This window comes from Cryobacterium zhongshanensis (assembly GCF_022760445.1).
GTDB classification, from domain to species: Bacteria; Actinomycetota; Actinomycetes; order Actinomycetales; family Microbacteriaceae; genus Cryobacterium; species Cryobacterium algoricola.
The window spans coordinates 166,146-181,970 of sequence record NZ_JALGAR010000002.1 but is presented as its reverse complement, the minus strand read 5'-3'; the positions used below and the strand labels follow the sequence as shown (position 1 = coordinate 181,970).

Annotated in this window: 11 protein-coding genes; 5 read left to right on the top strand and 6 right to left on the bottom strand. The window is 69.9% G+C overall.

The genetic code is table 11. The features are described 5' to 3' along the window. The first annotated feature begins 57 nt into the window (after positions 1 to 57). Positions 58 to 1,251, top strand: a complete 1,194-nt coding sequence (locus MQH31_RS09315; protein ID WP_243011804.1) for an aggregation-promoting factor C-terminal-like domain-containing protein — start codon at positions 58 to 60, stop codon at positions 1,249 to 1,251. Between the two features lie 179 nt (positions 1,252 to 1,430). Next, positions 1,431 to 1,805 (top strand): hypothetical protein, encoded by a 375-nt coding sequence (locus MQH31_RS09310; protein WP_134535059.1) that lies wholly within the window; start codon positions 1,431 to 1,433, stop codon positions 1,803 to 1,805. 8 nt (positions 1,806 to 1,813) lie between these two features. Here MQH31_RS09310 and MQH31_RS09305 read toward each other — a convergent pair whose 3' ends face one another. Then, a complete protein-coding gene (locus MQH31_RS09305) occupies positions 1,814 to 2,596 on the bottom strand; it encodes an IclR family transcriptional regulator (protein WP_134535060.1) in 783 nt (260 codons plus the stop codon). Positions 2,597 to 2,703: 107 nt separating this feature from the next. Between MQH31_RS09305 and hutH the strand changes: the two genes are divergently transcribed. The 3 genes from hutH to MQH31_RS09290 all read left to right on the top strand — a co-directional run bounded on the left by hutH (position 2,704) and on the right by MQH31_RS09290 (position 6,527). Then, positions 2,704 to 4,311, top strand: a complete 1,608-nt coding sequence (hutH, locus tag MQH31_RS09300; RefSeq protein ID WP_243011803.1) for a histidine ammonia-lyase — start codon at positions 2,704 to 2,706, stop codon at positions 4,309 to 4,311. Between the two features lie 138 nt (positions 4,312 to 4,449). Next, positions 4,450 to 5,097: a response regulator gene (locus MQH31_RS09295; RefSeq protein ID WP_243011802.1), complete on the top strand. Its 648-nt coding sequence runs from the start codon at positions 4,450 to 4,452 to the stop codon at positions 5,095 to 5,097. Between the two features lie 14 nt (positions 5,098 to 5,111). Continuing rightward, a complete protein-coding gene (locus MQH31_RS09290) occupies positions 5,112 to 6,527 on the top strand; it encodes a sensor histidine kinase (RefSeq protein WP_243011801.1) in 1,416 nt (471 codons plus the stop codon). A 38-nt stretch (positions 6,528 to 6,565) separates the two neighbouring features. On the opposite strand, the gene MQH31_RS09285 is transcribed toward MQH31_RS09290, so the two are convergent. Genes MQH31_RS09285 through MQH31_RS09265 form a run of 5 tightly spaced genes read right to left on the bottom strand, consistent with a single transcriptional unit; the run spans position 6,566 to position 15,801 of the window. Beyond that, positions 6,566 to 9,007, bottom strand: coding sequence for a S8 family serine peptidase (locus MQH31_RS09285; protein ID WP_243011800.1), 2,442 nt, complete (start codon positions 9,005 to 9,007; stop codon positions 6,566 to 6,568). Beyond that, on the bottom strand, positions 9,004 to 10,842 hold the full coding sequence (locus tag MQH31_RS09280; RefSeq protein ID WP_243011799.1) for a copper resistance CopC/CopD family protein: 1,839 nt from the start codon (positions 10,840 to 10,842) through the stop codon (positions 9,004 to 9,006). The genes MQH31_RS09285 and MQH31_RS09280 overlap by 4 nt, the downstream gene beginning before the upstream one ends. 29 nt (positions 10,843 to 10,871) lie before the next feature. Further along, a complete protein-coding gene (locus tag MQH31_RS09275) occupies positions 10,872 to 11,396 on the bottom strand; it encodes a hypothetical protein (RefSeq protein ID WP_134535066.1) in 525 nt (174 codons plus the stop codon). Between the two features lie 57 nt (positions 11,397 to 11,453). Further along, entirely contained in the window at positions 11,454 to 14,426 is a 2,973-nt protein-coding gene (locus MQH31_RS09270; RefSeq protein WP_243011798.1) for a multicopper oxidase family protein, read from the bottom strand. 37 nt (positions 14,427 to 14,463) lie between these two features. Continuing rightward, the gene (locus MQH31_RS09265; protein WP_243011797.1) at positions 14,464 to 15,801 is read right to left on the bottom strand and encodes a multicopper oxidase domain-containing protein; all 1,338 of its coding nucleotides are present in this window, start codon (positions 15,799 to 15,801) and stop codon (positions 14,464 to 14,466) included. Positions 15,802 to 15,825 lie beyond the last annotated feature (24 nt).

Below are 15,825 nucleotides of genomic sequence, written 5' to 3'. Positions count from 1 at the left end.
ACTCGGTGGACGATCGGCGGGAGACAGGTGCGGGCGAGAGTGCGGGCGTGGAGTGTGATGGCAAGCGTCATCGCCCTGCTCGGCGCGGGCGCATCCGTCGCCGTTCCCGCCCAGGCCGACGACTATCCGAGCTGGGCCGACGTCGAGGCCGCCCGCGCCTCGACCGCGGCGACCGAGGCGGAGGTGTCCCGGATCGGCACCCTGCTGACGGGGCTCGAAACCCAGGCCGCGACACTCGGAGACGCGGCGATCACCGCGAGCGCGGCATCCGCCACCGCCGACACCGAGTCGCTCGCGGCCGCCGCACGCGCCGCGACCCTCGCCGGCAGGCTCGCGACCGCGACCGAGAAGGCCCAGACAGCGGATGTCCAGCTCGGGCTCCTGGGTGCGCAGCTGTACCGCTCCGGCGCGAGCGACGCCGTCGCCACCCTGCTCCTGGTTCCGGGCCAGGCGAGCGATCTCCTCGCGGCGCTGAGCACCTCGACCCGGCTGAGCGAACTGACCTCCGGCATCCGCGACCGGGCCCTCGCCCAGCGCAACCTCGTGCAGAGCCTCGAGGAGCAGGCCGCCGTGGCGTCGACCGAACGCGACCGCCTCGCCGTCGAGGCGAAGGATCGCGCGGCGGCCGCGGCCGAGGCCCAGCGCGCGGCCGATGCCCAGCTCGCCGAGCAGCGCACACGCTCGGACGTGCTCGATGCCCAGCTCGCGAGCCTCAAGAACACGACTGCCGAGACGGAGCGCTCCTACCGGGCCGGCGTCGCAGCTGCCGCGGCGTACCAGAAGCAGCAGGAGGAAGCCGCGCGGGCGGCCGTGGCGAACGCGGCGGCCCAGGCCGCTGCGGCAGCGGCGGCCCAACCGGCGTCGGGCGGGTCTGGGTCGAGCGGATCCTCCGGTTCCGGCTCGGGCGCCGGGTCGACCACGGCCCCGCCGTCCGGCACCGTGTCGTCTCCCGCGGCCGCCCGGGCGTACGCGGCCGGCGCAGTCTCCGCGCGGGGCTGGGGCGGCGGCGAATACACCTGCCTCGTGTCGCTGTGGAATAAGGAATCCGGCTGGCGAGCCGACGCCTATAACGCGAGCTCGGGGGCATACGGCATCCCCCAGTCGCTGCCGGGCAGCAAGATGGCCTCTGCCGGATCCGACTGGCGCACGAACGCCGCAACCCAGGTCGACTGGGGCCTCGGCTACATCGCCGCCGCCTACGGAACGCCCTGCGGCGCGTGGGCGCACTCGGTGAGCGTCGGCTGGTACTGAGCCGCGCATCCGCTGCGCGACCGGGCTCCCCGCATTGACCGCCGGGGAGAATGGTCACCCGCGCACCGGTCAGGTGCGACATCAACGGCCACAGTTGCGCTCGGCGGGTCCGCAGATGGATGCGCCGCGCGAGAATGGAGGCACGTCGCCCGTCCGCGGTGACCGGAGTGGAGCCCCGCATGACCGAATCCGAGCTCGTCAACCTGTGGATCAAGGCCCGCTGGCACGTCATCGTGTCCCAGGTCGCCCCCACCTTCCTGCTCACCGCACTGGTGGGCTTCCTGGCCCTGGGCCTGGCCGGAACAGCGCCGAGCGTGCGGGTCGCGGCGGCCGGCGTGCTCCTGGCCTCCGGCATCCTCGGCGCGCTCGTGCAGATCAACGCCGCCAATGAGGCCCTCGCCGTGATCGCCGACCTGCGAGCCGGGGGAAGCACGTCGGCCGTGACCCTGCGCATCGTGTCTGCGGCACCGTGGGTGAACGTGGTGCGGTTCGTGACACCGGCCGTGTTCGTCGTCGTCTACGTGGCCCTGCTGATCGCCCTGTTCGTCCGCTGAGGCAGCTGTCACGGACGCCCGTGGATGCGGCGGGAGAGTTCCGCGGCAGTGCCGGCGAGTTCGGCGGCGAGCGCCGGCCACAGGTCTTCCGCGATCCGCTCGCGGGGGAAGGTCACGGCGATCCCGGCGGCGGGCCAGCCGGTGTGGTCCCGCACGGCGACGGCGACGGATGCCATCCCCGGCGTGATCTCCCCGTCCTCGCGGGCGAAGCCGTCGGCCCGCACCCGCGTCAGCAGCGCACGCAGCTCGGACGAGCTCCGCGGTCCCTGGCCGGGGCCCTCGCCCTGGCGGCGTTCGAAGGCCGCCTTGTCGGGATACAGCGCGCGCAACTGGGCGGCGGGCAGCGCCGCGAGCAGGGCGCGCCCGCTCGCGGTGAGGTGACTCGGGAGGCGGACGCCGACATCCGTGACGAGCGAGGGCCGCCGCGGCGCGCGTTCCTCGACGAGATAGACGACGTCGCGGCCGTGCAGCACGACGAGGTGGGCGCTCTCGCCGATGCGGTCGACGAGCTGCGCGACGAGCGGCCGGCCCAGGTGGGAGAGGGGTTGCTGGCGGGAGAATCCGGTGCTGAGCTCGAAGGCCGCGACGCCGAGGCCGTAACGGCGCTCCTCGGGGAGGTGCACGACGAATCCCTGCTCGACGAGCACGGCGAGCAACTGGTACACCGTCGACCGCGGCAGGTCGAGGGCGGTCGCGATCGCGCTCGCCCGGGCCGGGCCACGCTGCGCGGCGAGGTGGGAGAGCAGCCGCAGGGTATTGAGTGCGGCCGGCACCTTGGGGGTGACCGCCATCCTGATGCCTCCCTGCCTGCCACCCCGTGCGCAAGATGTCCGGTATCCCGGACACATTCGAGTGTATCCGTGTCCCCCGGCCGCCGCGTCGGGTGTGCAATCAGAAGATGAGCCACACCGAAGCATCCGTCACAGCGGGCACCCACCCGGCCGCAGCATCCGCCGCCACATCGAGCGCCGCACCCGTCACCGTCGGCGCCGGCGCCGTCTCGTTCGCCGACGTCGTCGCCGTCGCCCGTCACGACGCGCGCATCGTGCTCGACCCGGCCGCTCTCACCGGCGTCGCGGCGACGCGCGCGATCATCGACGGCCTCGCGAGCGACGTGAACCCGCACTACGGCATCTCGACCGGTTTCGGCGCGCTCGCGTCGACGTTCATCGAGAGCGACCGCCGCGCCCAGCTGCAGGCGAGCCTCGTGCGCTCCCACGCCGCCGGCAGCGGGCCGGAGGTCGAACGGGAGGTCGTGCGCGCCCTCATGCTGCTGCGGCTCTCGACCCTGATGACCGGACGCACCGGCGTGCGCCCCGCGACCGCCGAGGCCTATGCTGCCGTGCTCAACGCGGGCATCACCCCGGTCGTGCACGAATATGGCTCGCTCGGCTGCTCGGGCGACCTCGCCCCGCTCGCCCACTGCGCCCTCGCCGTCATGGGCGAGGGGCGCGTGCGCGACGCTGCCGGCACTCCGATGGGCGGCGCCGAAGCCCTCGCCGCGGCCGGCATCACCCCGGTCGTGCTCGCCGAGAAGGAGGGTCTCGCCCTGATCAACGGCACCGACGGCATGCTCGGCATGCTCGTCCTCGCCCTCACCGACCTGAAGCGCCTCCTGACGACCGCCGATATCGCCGCGGCGATGAGCGTCGAGGCCCTGCTCGGCACGGATGCGACCTTCGCGGCCGACCTGCAGGCTCTCCGGCCCCAGCTCGGCCAGGCCGCGAGCGCCGGCAACCTCCGCGCGATCCTCGCCGGCTCGCCCCTGCTCGCCTTCCACGCCGGCCCCGAGGACCCGACCGTCCAGGACGCCTACTCGCTGCGCTGCTCCCCGCAGGTGCACGGCGCCGCCCGCGACACCGCGGACCACGCCGCCCTGATCGCCGGGCGCGAGCTCGCGAGCGCGGTGGACAACCCCGTCGTCACCCTCGACGGCCGGGTGATGTCCAACGGCAACTTCCACGGCGCCCCGGTCGGCTACGTGCTCGACTTCCTGGCCATCGCCGCCGCCGACGTCGCGAGCATGAGCGAGCGCCGTACCGACCGCCACCTCGACGCATATCGCAACAAGGGCCTGCCGCCGTTCCTCGCGCACGAGGTCGGCGTCGACTCGGGCCTGATGATCGCGCAGTACACCGCCGCCGGGATCGTCTCGGAGCTCAAGCGGCTCGCCGTGCCGGCCTCTGTCGACTCGATCCCCTCCTCCGCGATGCAGGAGGACCACGTCTCGATGGGCTGGGCCGCCGCCCGCAAGCTCCGCCGCTCGATCGACGGCCTCGAGCGCGTCCTCGCGATCGAGATCATGACCGCCGCCCGCTCGCTCGACCTGCGCGCGCCGCTCCTGCCGGGTGCGGCGACCGGCGCCGTGCGCGACCTCGTCCGCACCGTCGCCGAGGGTCCGGGACACGACCGCTTCCTCTCCCCCGAGATCGAAGCCGTCGTGCAGATCGTCGCGACGGGCGCGGTGACGGATGCCGCGGCATCCGTCACGGGGCCGCTCGCCTGAGTGCTCGATCGGCGCCCGGTTCGTCCCGAACGGGGGTATCGCGGCAGATAGACGAACCGGTCGGGTGAGGCCATGATGATGACCTCAACACGCAGGTAGTCCAGTTCCCGACAGGGCAGCGACCGACCCGGGGGAACAATGATTCGCATCCTGCTCGCCGACGACCACACCACGTTCACCGAGCTGCTCGCGGGCGCGCTCAACCGGGAACCCGATCTCTGTACGGTCGGAACGGCCCAGAGCACACGACGAGCCGTCGAGTTGAGCCGTGAGCTCCAGCCCGATCTCATCGTGCTCGACTACCACCTGACAGACGGCAGTGGACTCGCCGCCGTCGCACTCATCCTCGCCGAGCGGCCGTCGACCCGGATCGTCATGCTCACCGGGGATCCCAGCCCGGAGGTGATCGAGCAGGCGGCGGCGCTCGGCGTGTGTGCCTTCCTTCCCAAGGATGGCTCCCTCGCCGGGCTCGTCGACACGATCCGTCACGCGCGGCTCGGCACCTTCTCGCTGCACCCTTCCCTCATGATTCAGCTCAGCACCCAACGGCAGTCCCGAATGCTGGAGCAGCCGTCAGCGTCGCTGACACGCCGCGAGCTGGACGTACTCGCCCTGATGGCCGAGGGCACGGAGGTGCGGATCAGCGCCCAGATCCTCGGAATCTCCGAAAACACCTGCCGCGGCTATGTGAAGTCGATTCTCGCCAAGCTCGACGCGCACTCGCAGCTTCAGGCCGTGGTCAACGCGACGAAACTGGGCCTCCTGGAGGTGCGGGAGCGTGTGTAGTCCAGCATGCGACGATGGCTGAGACCCGTCGTCGTCGCGACGAGCACGACCGTCGGTGGCTTCGCGACCGGGGTGGCGGACACGACCGGACCTGGCTTCGCAACCGGGGGTGGGTCCACGACCGGGGATGGGCCCGCACCAGAGGGACCAGTGATACCTCCGAGGTTCGGAGCGCCGTCCTGCGTTTCCTCGCCATCGGCGTGATCACCCTGGTCGCCGTCCTGATCCCGGTGTACGCCTGGATCCACGGCCAGGCCGAGCAGCGTGCCCTCTCCGAAGCCATCCTGCGCACTCATCAACTCGCCGATTTCACGGTGGGCCCGCTCCTGGACAGAGCCGTCCGGGCCGGAGACGAATCGGCGATCAGTCGGGTGAATGCCGGGCTCAAGCCGTGGATGGCAGACGGCTCCCTGGTGCGGGTCAAGATCTGGAGCGGCGACGGGAAGATCCTGTATTCGGACAGCGCGGACCTGATCGGCGACACGTATCCCCTCCCGGCGTGGAGCCCCGACCTCCTCTCCGGGGGGCGGGAACACGCCTGGCTCGGCCAGCCCATCGGCCTGGACACCGTGAACGAGGCGGCGGCGGGCGAGCTGGTCGAGATCAACGTCCGTGCAACGGATGCCGAGGGCTGGCCGGTCATCTTCGAGGCGTATTACGACGATGAGGCCGTTCAGAACGCCCAATCCCGGCTCATGCTGGACGTGCTCCCCGTGCTCGTGGTCTCGCTCGTCCTGCTGCAGCTCGCGCAGCTCCTTCCGGCGATCGGACTTGCCCGCCGGATCCAGGCCGGCCAGGCATCCCGAAGGCGTCTGGTGCAACACGCCATCGTCGCATCCGACTTCGAACGACGCAGAATCGCCCGGGAGCTCCACGACGAAGTGATCCAGGACCTCGCGGGCCTGTCGTATGCCCTCGAAGCGGAGGAGAGGCACGGTGCGAGTGAACGTCGCGCACTCACCGGGCAGGCCCGTGGGATCCTCCTGCGCAACCTGCGCACCTTGCGCGCGATCACCACCGAGCTCTATCCGCCGGACCTGGAGCGGCTCGGTCTCAACGAGGCGCTCCGACGCCTCCTGGACCACGTGGCCGATACCGGCATTGTCGTGCACTCCGAGTTGTCGCCGGATGTTCCGTCCGACAAGGAGCGGATCGCTGTGCTGTACCGCGTCGCAAGGGAGGCCCTCGCCAACGTCGTCAAGCACTCCCGTGCCTCCGTCGTCGACCTCGTCATCACCGGGGACGCGGTGACGACGAGCCTGTCGATCCGGGACAACGGTCGCGGCTTCGACCCGGCCGCTGCGGCCCCCGGTGGGCATCTGGGACTGCGCATCATGCGCGACACCGTGCAGATGACGGAAGGGTCCCTCTCGATCACGTCCGTCGTCGGAGAGGGAACCACCGTCCTGGTGCGGATTCGCCGAGCCTGACCAGGACCTGGCCTCGCCCGGCCTCGCCGGCCTCGCCGTTACGGGACATCGAAGGCGTCCAGGTCCTGGTTGGCGGCGGTGAGGCCGTGAGCGGTGCCGTCGAAGTAGACCGACCAGGTGCCCGCGTTGTAGTAGACGACGTCCTCGTCCTGGACCGCGCCCAGAACCGGCACCGTCGTCGTGTCGGCGCTGAAGGACAGGTAGAAGTGCGTGGCATCCACCCGCACGAACCCGTCCACGTTTGCCGCGGCCGGCAGACCGTACGGCGCGGCGCTCGCGTCGATCACCCGGCTGAACACCGTCCCGTTCCAGCTGTAGACATCCGCGTCATCGGCGGTACCGCCCACTCCGGGCGGGTTCGAGTTGCCGAGGGTGGAGAAGTACAGCGTGGATCCGACGACGCTGATCGCGTCCACGTCCAGACTGTTGCTGCCGCCCAGACCGTGCGCACTGCCCGTGAAGTAGAGCGACCAGGTGGTGCCGTTGAAGAAGACGACGTCCTCGTCCTGCACGGTGCCGATCCCGGGCACGTTCACCTGGTCCGTGAATGACAGGTAGAACTGGGTCGGGCTGACCCGGTCGAAACCGTCAACGTTGGCACCGCCCGGCAGGTTGTACGGCGCGACACTCGCGTCGACCACCCGGCTGAAGGCCGTGCCACTCCAGGAATAGATGTCCGCGTCATCGGCCGTGCCGGCCACACCGGCCGGGTTCGTGTTCCCCAGCGTGGAGAACGACAGCGCCGCCGGCACCACGGGCTTGATCTTGTCGATCACCAGGATCGTCGTCGCCACCGCACCCCAGTTACCCGCCGCATCCTTCGCATGCACGAAGACGGTGTGGTTACCGTCTGCGAGCGCGGCGAGGAGTGCTGCGGGGATCGCGGCGTCCAGGCCAGCCGTCGGCGGGGTCGGGGTGACGCTCATGGCCGCCCCCGTCCCATTGGCGCCGAGGGTATCGAGGAAATACTCGGCCGCCGCGATGGCGGAGCCCCCGGTCGTGGTGTCGTTGGCCGTGGCGTGCAGGCCGGCATCGGTCGTGCCGTTGCTGAGGCTGGGTGCAAGAACGAGTGACGACGTCACCGGTCCGGTGAGGTCGGCGGCGATCGGATGTTCCAGGAGCCACTGATAAGCGGCCAGGACGTTGAGCCGTCCGGAGCCATAGGACGGGTCCGGACCGGTGGGGCCGAGATCCAGCGCGGTCGCGGTGAGCGCCGCCTGCGCCTGGTCGGTGGTCAGTCCGGGGACCGAGCTGAGGAGCAGCGCGAGCGCTCCCGTGGCGTTCGGCGCGGCCATCGACGTGCCGGAGGCGGTCTGATAGAGACCGTAGCGATCATCGGTGAGAATATTCACGCCCGGCGCGACGAGGTCGGGGAAGATCCGGGTTCGCCCGCCGCACGTGGATGGCCCACGACTGCCGGAGGTATAGATCAGATCGTTTCCGGTGACCGCGCCAACGGCCAGGGCTTCGGGGTAGTTTGCCGGACTCACGCTCGTGGAAGCGCCCGAGCCGTAGTTTCCGGCGGCGAAGACGGGCAGGATGCCGACCGCGCGCAGGGCTTGCAGGTCGGGCTGGAACGAGAGGTCGCACCCGGGTCCGGCGCCGATCGACCACGACCCGTTGACGAGCTGGGGAGCGTCCGGCGTGTTCGGATCATGGTCGGGGTCCAGCACCCATTGGAATGCCTGGTGGATCGCCGTCGCCGTCGCCACGCCCCTGTCGTTGAAGATCTTTGCGGCGATCCAGCGGGCGCCCGGAGCCACCCCGATCGACGTGCCGCCGGCATCCCCGCCGAGGATCACGCCGGTCGTCGCCGTGCCGTGGCCGGTGAGGTCGGTCGGCGTGACGGGATGCTCGCCGTAGGGATCGAACCAGCTGTCCGTTCCACCGCGCCAGCGGCCCGCGAGGTCCGGATGGGAGACGTCCACGCCGCTGTCGAGGCTCGCAACCACCACGCCCTGCCCGGAAAAGCCCAGGTTCCACAGGGCCGGAGCGCTGACCTTGTCGACGCCGGGTTCCGGGAGGCCGACGGAAGGAACCACGGTGACTTCGTCGGGGATGATGCTCGCGACGTCCGGGCGCTCGGCGAGGTCCCGGATGACATCCGCGGTGGCGGTCACCGAGATCCCGTTGACGACCCAGAGGGGGATGCTCCTGGTGACCGTGCCCTGGTCGGCCCTGGCTCGCAACAGGGTTCGGATCGGCACCTGCGACGCGTTCGCGGTGGCCGTCAGCTCCTGGATGGCGCCCTTCAGCCGGGCTGCCCGGCTGGTACCACGGACGCGCTTCAGGTCGGCCCTGTCGCGCAAGGTCACGACCACGGTGGTCACACCGCCGGGAGGGAGGGCGGCGAGGATCGCCTGGAGACCGGGGTCGAGGCCGGCGGATCCCGGAGCGGTGCCGGGCCGGGCCGAGGCCGCGGGGGCGAGCCCCGTGACCAGCAGCGCGACCAGTGCCGCCACGGCAAGTGTCTTCTTCATCGTTTGCTCCCGCTGTTTTCGCTGGCCCGCACCGGATGGAGCGAAACCGCGACCGCGGCGGGCCTCCGGCGACGGACGAAGTAGACGGCTCCCAGCAGGGCTCCGAGGAGCAGGATGGCGAGAACGGACGTCACCATTTCCAGTGGCCGGACATCCGCGGGGCCCGCGACGGAGACAGTCCAGTCGACGCGCGTGACCGCGGTGGGGCGGCCGTCCCGATCGAGGGCAACGGTCGCACTCCAGTCGCCCGACGCCGGCTGGGCCGTCTCGGCTTCGAAGCGGCCGGGCTCGATCCGCTCGAGGACCACCTCACCCGTTGTCCCTGTCGGGCCGGCGAGGGTGACCGTGACGTCGCTGACGGGCTCCGCCTCGAGCTTGACGATCGAACGGGACCGCACGATGAGGCGGCTCCGGTCCGGTCCGGCCGCCACCTGCTCGAGCGTGACGAAGAGCCCGTCGACGGTAGCCGTGTGCAGGGTGGTCTCCTTGGTCGCCGAGGCGACCTCGCGGGCGGTGGGAACCGAGGTCAGCAACCCCGCGGCGCCCACCGCAAGCACCAGAACGAGGACCTCAGCACCGACGATGACGGCGAATCGCCGGGGTGGTACCGGCGCCCATCCTCCGGATCGACCGAGGACTCGGCCCACCCGCGCGGCCAGTCGGGGATTGACGAGCAGGGTGTTGATCCCGCCCAGAACCAGGGCGACGACCACCAGGACGAGCTTTCCGGCGACGACGGCGCCATAGACGGTCGAGGCAACGAAGCTCAGGTCGGGGACGTGGAGACCCGTCTCGTAGAGTCCGGTCGCGACCAGGACGACGGTCGCGATGGCCGCCATCGGGCTGAACGCCCGCCACGCCGACGCAAGGATCGACCTGCGGGTTTCCCGGTTGCGGTGGAGCAGAGGACTCAGACACAGGGCGAGGACGGCGAGGCCACCGGCCCAGACTCCGGCGGCGACCAGGTGCGACGCGGCAGCAAGGACAGCCAGGACGGATCCCCGGGGCAAAGTTGACGCGTGACCAGCCCACGACTCCAGCCCGACGACGGCCACGAGCGCGATGACGGCACTCCGCAGCTGCCCGACGGCCCGAGGTGAACGTGCGGCCCGGTACAGGGCGACCGCCGTGATCACGAGCGCGATTTCCCGCCCCGACCACAGGTAACCCCAGGGGGTGCCGGTCAGGGTTGCCCAGGTTGCGTCGAACCAGTCGCCCAGGGAGCCGCCCCCCGGTTGAGTGAGCAGAAAGGGGGTGAGTGCCCCGGTGACGACCGCGACGCCGGCGGCGAGAGCTCCGATGAACCGTGCCCGCCGGCGCGGAGCCATCCCCGTCTCGTCCGTCGAACCGAGCACTCGACCCGAGACGGCAAACGCCCCGATACAGAGGATGATCGCGGAGAGATCGATCCAGCGGATCAGGAGTCCCGGCAGGTCGGGGAGTCCGTCCGCTGCGGAGGCGACTCCCGCGGGACGGGTCCCGACGCCGAAGTACATCGTCCCGTTGGACGTGTGACCGTCGTCGGTGGCGAGCACCTTCCAATCCAGCAGGTACGTCGCCTTCGCGAGCGGTTGCGTCTGGATCCTGACGATGCCGCCGTCATCCGCTTCGGACACGGACGCACTCGCGGCCACCCGCTCTCCGTCGGCCGTGCGGAGCTCGAAGGTGCTGGCATCCTCGGAGATGGCCTCCGTGAACCAGAGAGTGAGGGTCGTTCTGCCCACGGAAATCACGCCGCCATTGGGAGGATCGGAGCGCTCGAGTCCGCTGTGGGCCCAGGCCGGCGACGCCCCGAACAGCACCAGCACGACGGCGGCAAGGAGAATCGCGGCCACGCGGCTCCGAATCCCGAGCCAGGACCGGGTCATCCCCTGGCCTCGATGTGCTCGAGCCGGGAGTCGCCCAGAACCAGGGTCACGAGTGACCCGGCGTGAATGGCGTTGTGGGAGTTGGCGAACAGGAAGAAGTAGGTTCCCCCCAGCTCGAGCTCGGACGCGTGGTGGGGCCTGGAGATGACCATGGTCGCCCCGGTGTCCTCCACGACCACGATGGGGAGCAGGGTCGTGTCGTGGATCATCCGATCGGCCTTGTCCGGGTCGACGACCTGGTAGCGGAATTCGATCAGGCCACCCGCCGCCGTGACTCCGATCAGATTGACGTCGATCCCGTACCGGGCCGCCATGCCCTCGGCGGTGACGAGGGTGGTGCCCGCACGGACATCGGCCTTCTGTCCCGGCCACCAGGCGAACGCGGCACCGGTGCTCACACCGAGAAGAAGGAGGGCGACCACGGCGATGGCGACCAGGCGGCGGCGACCGGGACGCTCCATCGAATCCTCCGGGTTCGACTCCGGGTGCGTGTCCGACTGGGGCAGGATGTCCGTGGTCATTGTGAGTCCTTCCTTCCGTCGGCCGGCCGGGGGTGGCCGGCCGGCCGACGGTGTTCGCTACGGGACATCGAAGGCGTCCAGGTCCTGGTTGGCGGTCGTGAGGCCGTGGGCGGTGCCGTCGAAGTAGACCGACCAGGTGCCCGCGTTGTAGTAGACGACGTCCTCGTCCTGCACAGCGCCCAGGACCGGCACCGTCGTCGTGTCGGCGCTGAAGGACAGGTAGAAGTGGGTCGCATCCACTCGCACGAATCCATCCACGTTCGCCGCGGCCGGCAGGCTGTACGGCGCGGCACTCGCGTCGATCACCCGGCTGAACGCTGTCCCGTTCCAGCTGTAGATATCGGCGTCGTCACCGGCTCCAGTGACGCCCGGGGGTACCGCGGCATTGTCGGTGGAGAAGTACAGCTGACCCCCGACGATGCTGATCGCGTCCAGGTCCGTCGCCCGGGCTCCGGTGAGGCCACGAACACTGCCATCGAAGTAGAGCGACCAGGAGCTGCCGTTGAAGAAGACGACGTCCTCGTCCTGCACGATGCCGATCCCGGGCAGGGTCACCTGGTCCGTGAATGACAGGTAGAACTGGGTCGGGCTGACCCGGTCGAAACCGTCAACGTTGGCACCGCCCGGCAGGTTGTACGGCGCGACACTCGCGTCGATCACCCGGCTGAAGGCCGTACCGCTCCAGGAATAGATGTCCGCGTCATCGGCCGTGCCGGCCACACCGGCCGGGTTCGTGTTCCCCAGCGTGGAGAACGACAGCGCCGCCTGCACCTGGAGCACCGTGGACGCGGTCCCGCTCCAGTTCCCGGCAGCATCCCGCACCCGCACCGTCAACGTCTGCGGGCCCTCGCTGAACCCTCGCACGTCGACAACCGAGGACACGGCCCACGGGCCCGTCCCGGTGAGAGTCATCGGCGTCCCATTGCCGGCACCCGGATCCGCCCCCGAGAACCACTCGGCACGCGTGACGGCCGAACCGGCATCCGTCGCCTGCGCCGTCAGGGTTACCGTAGCGGCGCCCCCCGTCGGGTTCGGTGTTGCCGCGACCGCACTGACCGCAGGCTTGACCTTGTCGATCACCAGGGTCGACGTCGCCACCGCACCCCAGTTACCCGCGGCATCCTTCGCATGCACCGAAATGACGTGGCTCCCATCCGAGAGCTTGGCGACGGTCGCCAGTGGAATCTCGAAGTAGCCGGCCTCGGAGGTGCTGTTGTAGGCGGCGTCCGTGGCCCTGACCACGATGCCGGAGCCGTTTGCAGTGACCGTGTCGACGAAGGCCTCGGCCGAGCTGATGTTGCTGCTGACGGTGGCGGAGACGGGATCGGCCATGGTCGCCACGGTCACCCGGATGGCTGAAGGGCTGCCGTTGAACGCCAGGGTGCCGTTGTTGGGTGTCGGCGCGACCGTGATGCCCGAGGTGGTGGGCGCGGTCTTGTCGACCACCAGGTTGATGGTGACCGGCGCGCCCCAGTTGCCCGCTGCATCCTGGCTGTGGATCGACACGACGTGGGTGCCTTCGGCGAGCGCGTTCACGGTCGCCGCAGGGATGGTGGCGTCCAGGCTGGCCGTCGGTGCGGCAGCGTTGACCGCCAGCACCGGTCCCGAACCATTGGGTCCGACGGCGTCGATGAAGTACTCGGCCCCGGTGATATTCGAGCCGCCGGTCGCCGAGTCGTCCCCGGTGGCGTGCACGGCGATGACCGCAGTCCCTGTCCCGTTCGTGAGGCTGGGAGCCAGTGACGGGGCCTTCGTGGTCGGTCCGGTGGCGTCGCCGCCGGTGACCAGCACCGAGCTGAAGACCCCCCGGTTACCGACGGAGTCCTGGCCTCGGACGTAGACGATGTGCTGGCCGGAGGGAATGGATACCGAGGCGGTGACGTTCACGCTGCCGGCTCCGCTACCCGTCATCGGGAGGCCAGTGCCGGTCACGGTGTCGATGAAGTATTCGGCCCCCGCGACACTCGATCCACCGGTGCTGGTGTCGTTGATGGTGGCGCTCAGGGTGCCTGCCGCAAACGCGACAGCGCTCGTGGCCGGTCCGCTGGTGTCCGGTCCCACCACACCGCTCGCGGGAACAGTCACGAAGGTGAGCATGCCGCCGGCGCCGGCCGCATTGCTATTGTGCAGCAGCAGGCTGCCGTCGTAGATCGGCAACCTGCTCGGCGCGGCGGTCGCCGCAGGGGTCGTGACGATGGCGTCTGCCGTCTGGCCGGGACCGAAGGTCTCCGCAATGTAGTGACGTGAGTACTTCAGGGGGCTGCCGTCCAGGGCGACGACCTTCTGCTCTGTGCCGAGTGCGGCCAGTGAGTGGTACAGGCTGCCCGCGTTGACGTAGCGGAGCAGGACTTTGTTACCCGCGGCCGTCGCCGGGATCGGGTCCGTGTTCGGGTAGGCCTTCCCGTTGATGAGGGAGTAGCGGGGAGCGTACTTGCGCATGTCGAAGGCCGCCGGGCTGGCGGCGTTGTTGAGAGCCGGGTCGATCTCGCTGAGGACCAGGACCGCCTCGTCGTCGAACGCGGTGGTCGCGTCGTACGCCTGACCCAATGTCGCGGGACGGACGATCAGCGCGCCATACATGCCCATCGCCACCTGGTGCTGGCCATTCGGAACCAGACCGGCCTCGTAGAGGTACGTGCCCGGACGGCTGGCCGTGAAGGTGTAGGTCGTGGATGCCGCGGGGGCGGCGCCGACGCGGTCCGGAACCATTTGCTGCCCCTGGAAGAGCAGGGCGGTGTTCTCCGGCAGCTGGTTGTGCAGCGTGACGGTGACCGTGTCGCCGGCGTTGACGCACAGTGTCGGCCCGCCGGGTCGGGTCACGCCGGCACCAGCGGTGGTGCTGTAGCCCCAGACGGTGACGGCCTGGGTTCCCAGGGTCGTGGATCCCGAGGCCGCGTACAGGTCGCCAGGCGCGGTGCAGGACACACTCGCGGCCTGGGCCGCGGCTGCCGGCGCGAGGAGGGCCACCAACACGGCGAGCCCTCCCCCCGCCAGCAGCCCGGTCACGAGGGCGGAGACCGTCTTCTTCATGCTCTTCCGGTGAGACATCGTTCTGCACCCTTCCTGGTCAACCGCAGCTGTTGGGCGTCGGCGGATCGATCCGCATGTACGTGATCGGCCCGGTCATATTCGTGCCCCAGGACGTGATCTGGAACAGGGCGTGGTTGTGGGAGATGATGTAGTACTCGCCGCACTGGTTCACGCTCTGAATGCCGGGCGGCAGGGCCTCCTTGGTCCCGAGGTACGGACTTCCGCTGTAGAAGACACCGATCGATTGGTCGGCCAGAGACGGCACCGTCACCGGGACCGGGTTGGACGGGGAGTAGTTCTCGGCGTCGTACCACTTGAAGATCACGTCCCAGGTCTGCCCGGGGCCGATGTTGATGGCGAACTTCTCGAACGCGAGGTCCTCCCCCGTCGGACCCTCCAGCGGGCCGCCATCCCTGGCCACGACGAGGCCGTTGTTGCCGTGCGGGTGGAACGGATAGTCTTCGGTGCCCACATTCAGGTAGCGGGCCATCCCTGGCTGGTCGACCGGGACGGCCGTGCGGTCGAATTCGCCCACCTGCGCGAGCGCACCGTACGGCTGCGCAGGCAGCCAGCTTGCCCCGTTGTCTGCGATGCTGTCCGGGTAGCCGCGCCCGTTGATCAGCCAGTACCGCGGGTGGTAGTTGTTCATGTTGAAGCTCTTGCCGTTCTCGACCGCCTGGTGCTGGTAGGGGTCGATCTCGCTCAGGAGCACCATGAATTCCTCGGCCGGATTGAACCGGCTGTCCGCCCGGTTGTTGGCGTACTCGCTCGCGACCGAGCCGGCCGCTCCACCCGATGGAACGGCCGACGGGCGCACGATCAAGGCGCCGAACAGGCCCATCCGGACCTGTTTCTCGGGGTTGGTCCCCGACTCGTACAAGAAGGTGCCCGGGTTGGCGGCCACGAAGCTGTATGTGACGGTCCCGCCTCCGGCAGCGGCCGTGCTGGTCAGCGAGGTGATCGCGCCTGACCCTGTGGACTCCGGTTGCGCCGGGGTCCCGTTGGCCAGGACATTCGTCTGGCCCGGAAAGACGATCGAAGCGGCCTCCGGCAGGGTGTTGCGCAGGATCACGGTGACCGTGTCTCCGGCGTTGACGCACAGCACCGGACCCGGGTGCTGGAAGGCGCCGAACCCACTGGAATACCCCCACATGAACGCGGTGTTTCCGTCGGGCAGGCTGATGTAGCCGGTCTTGGTCGTCAGGTTGAAGATCGGGGTGGTGGCACCTCCCCCGACACCCGTGGTGCAGGCGATACCCACCCGTGGAGGGGTCACGGCGATCGCCGGCTGGGTGAACGTGGCCATCGTGGCCCCGACCAGGGTCAGGGCGAGCAGCAGCGCCGCCCGGCGCAGACCGCGAGCGCGAACCTTCACGTGCGACACGGCATTCCCTCTCAT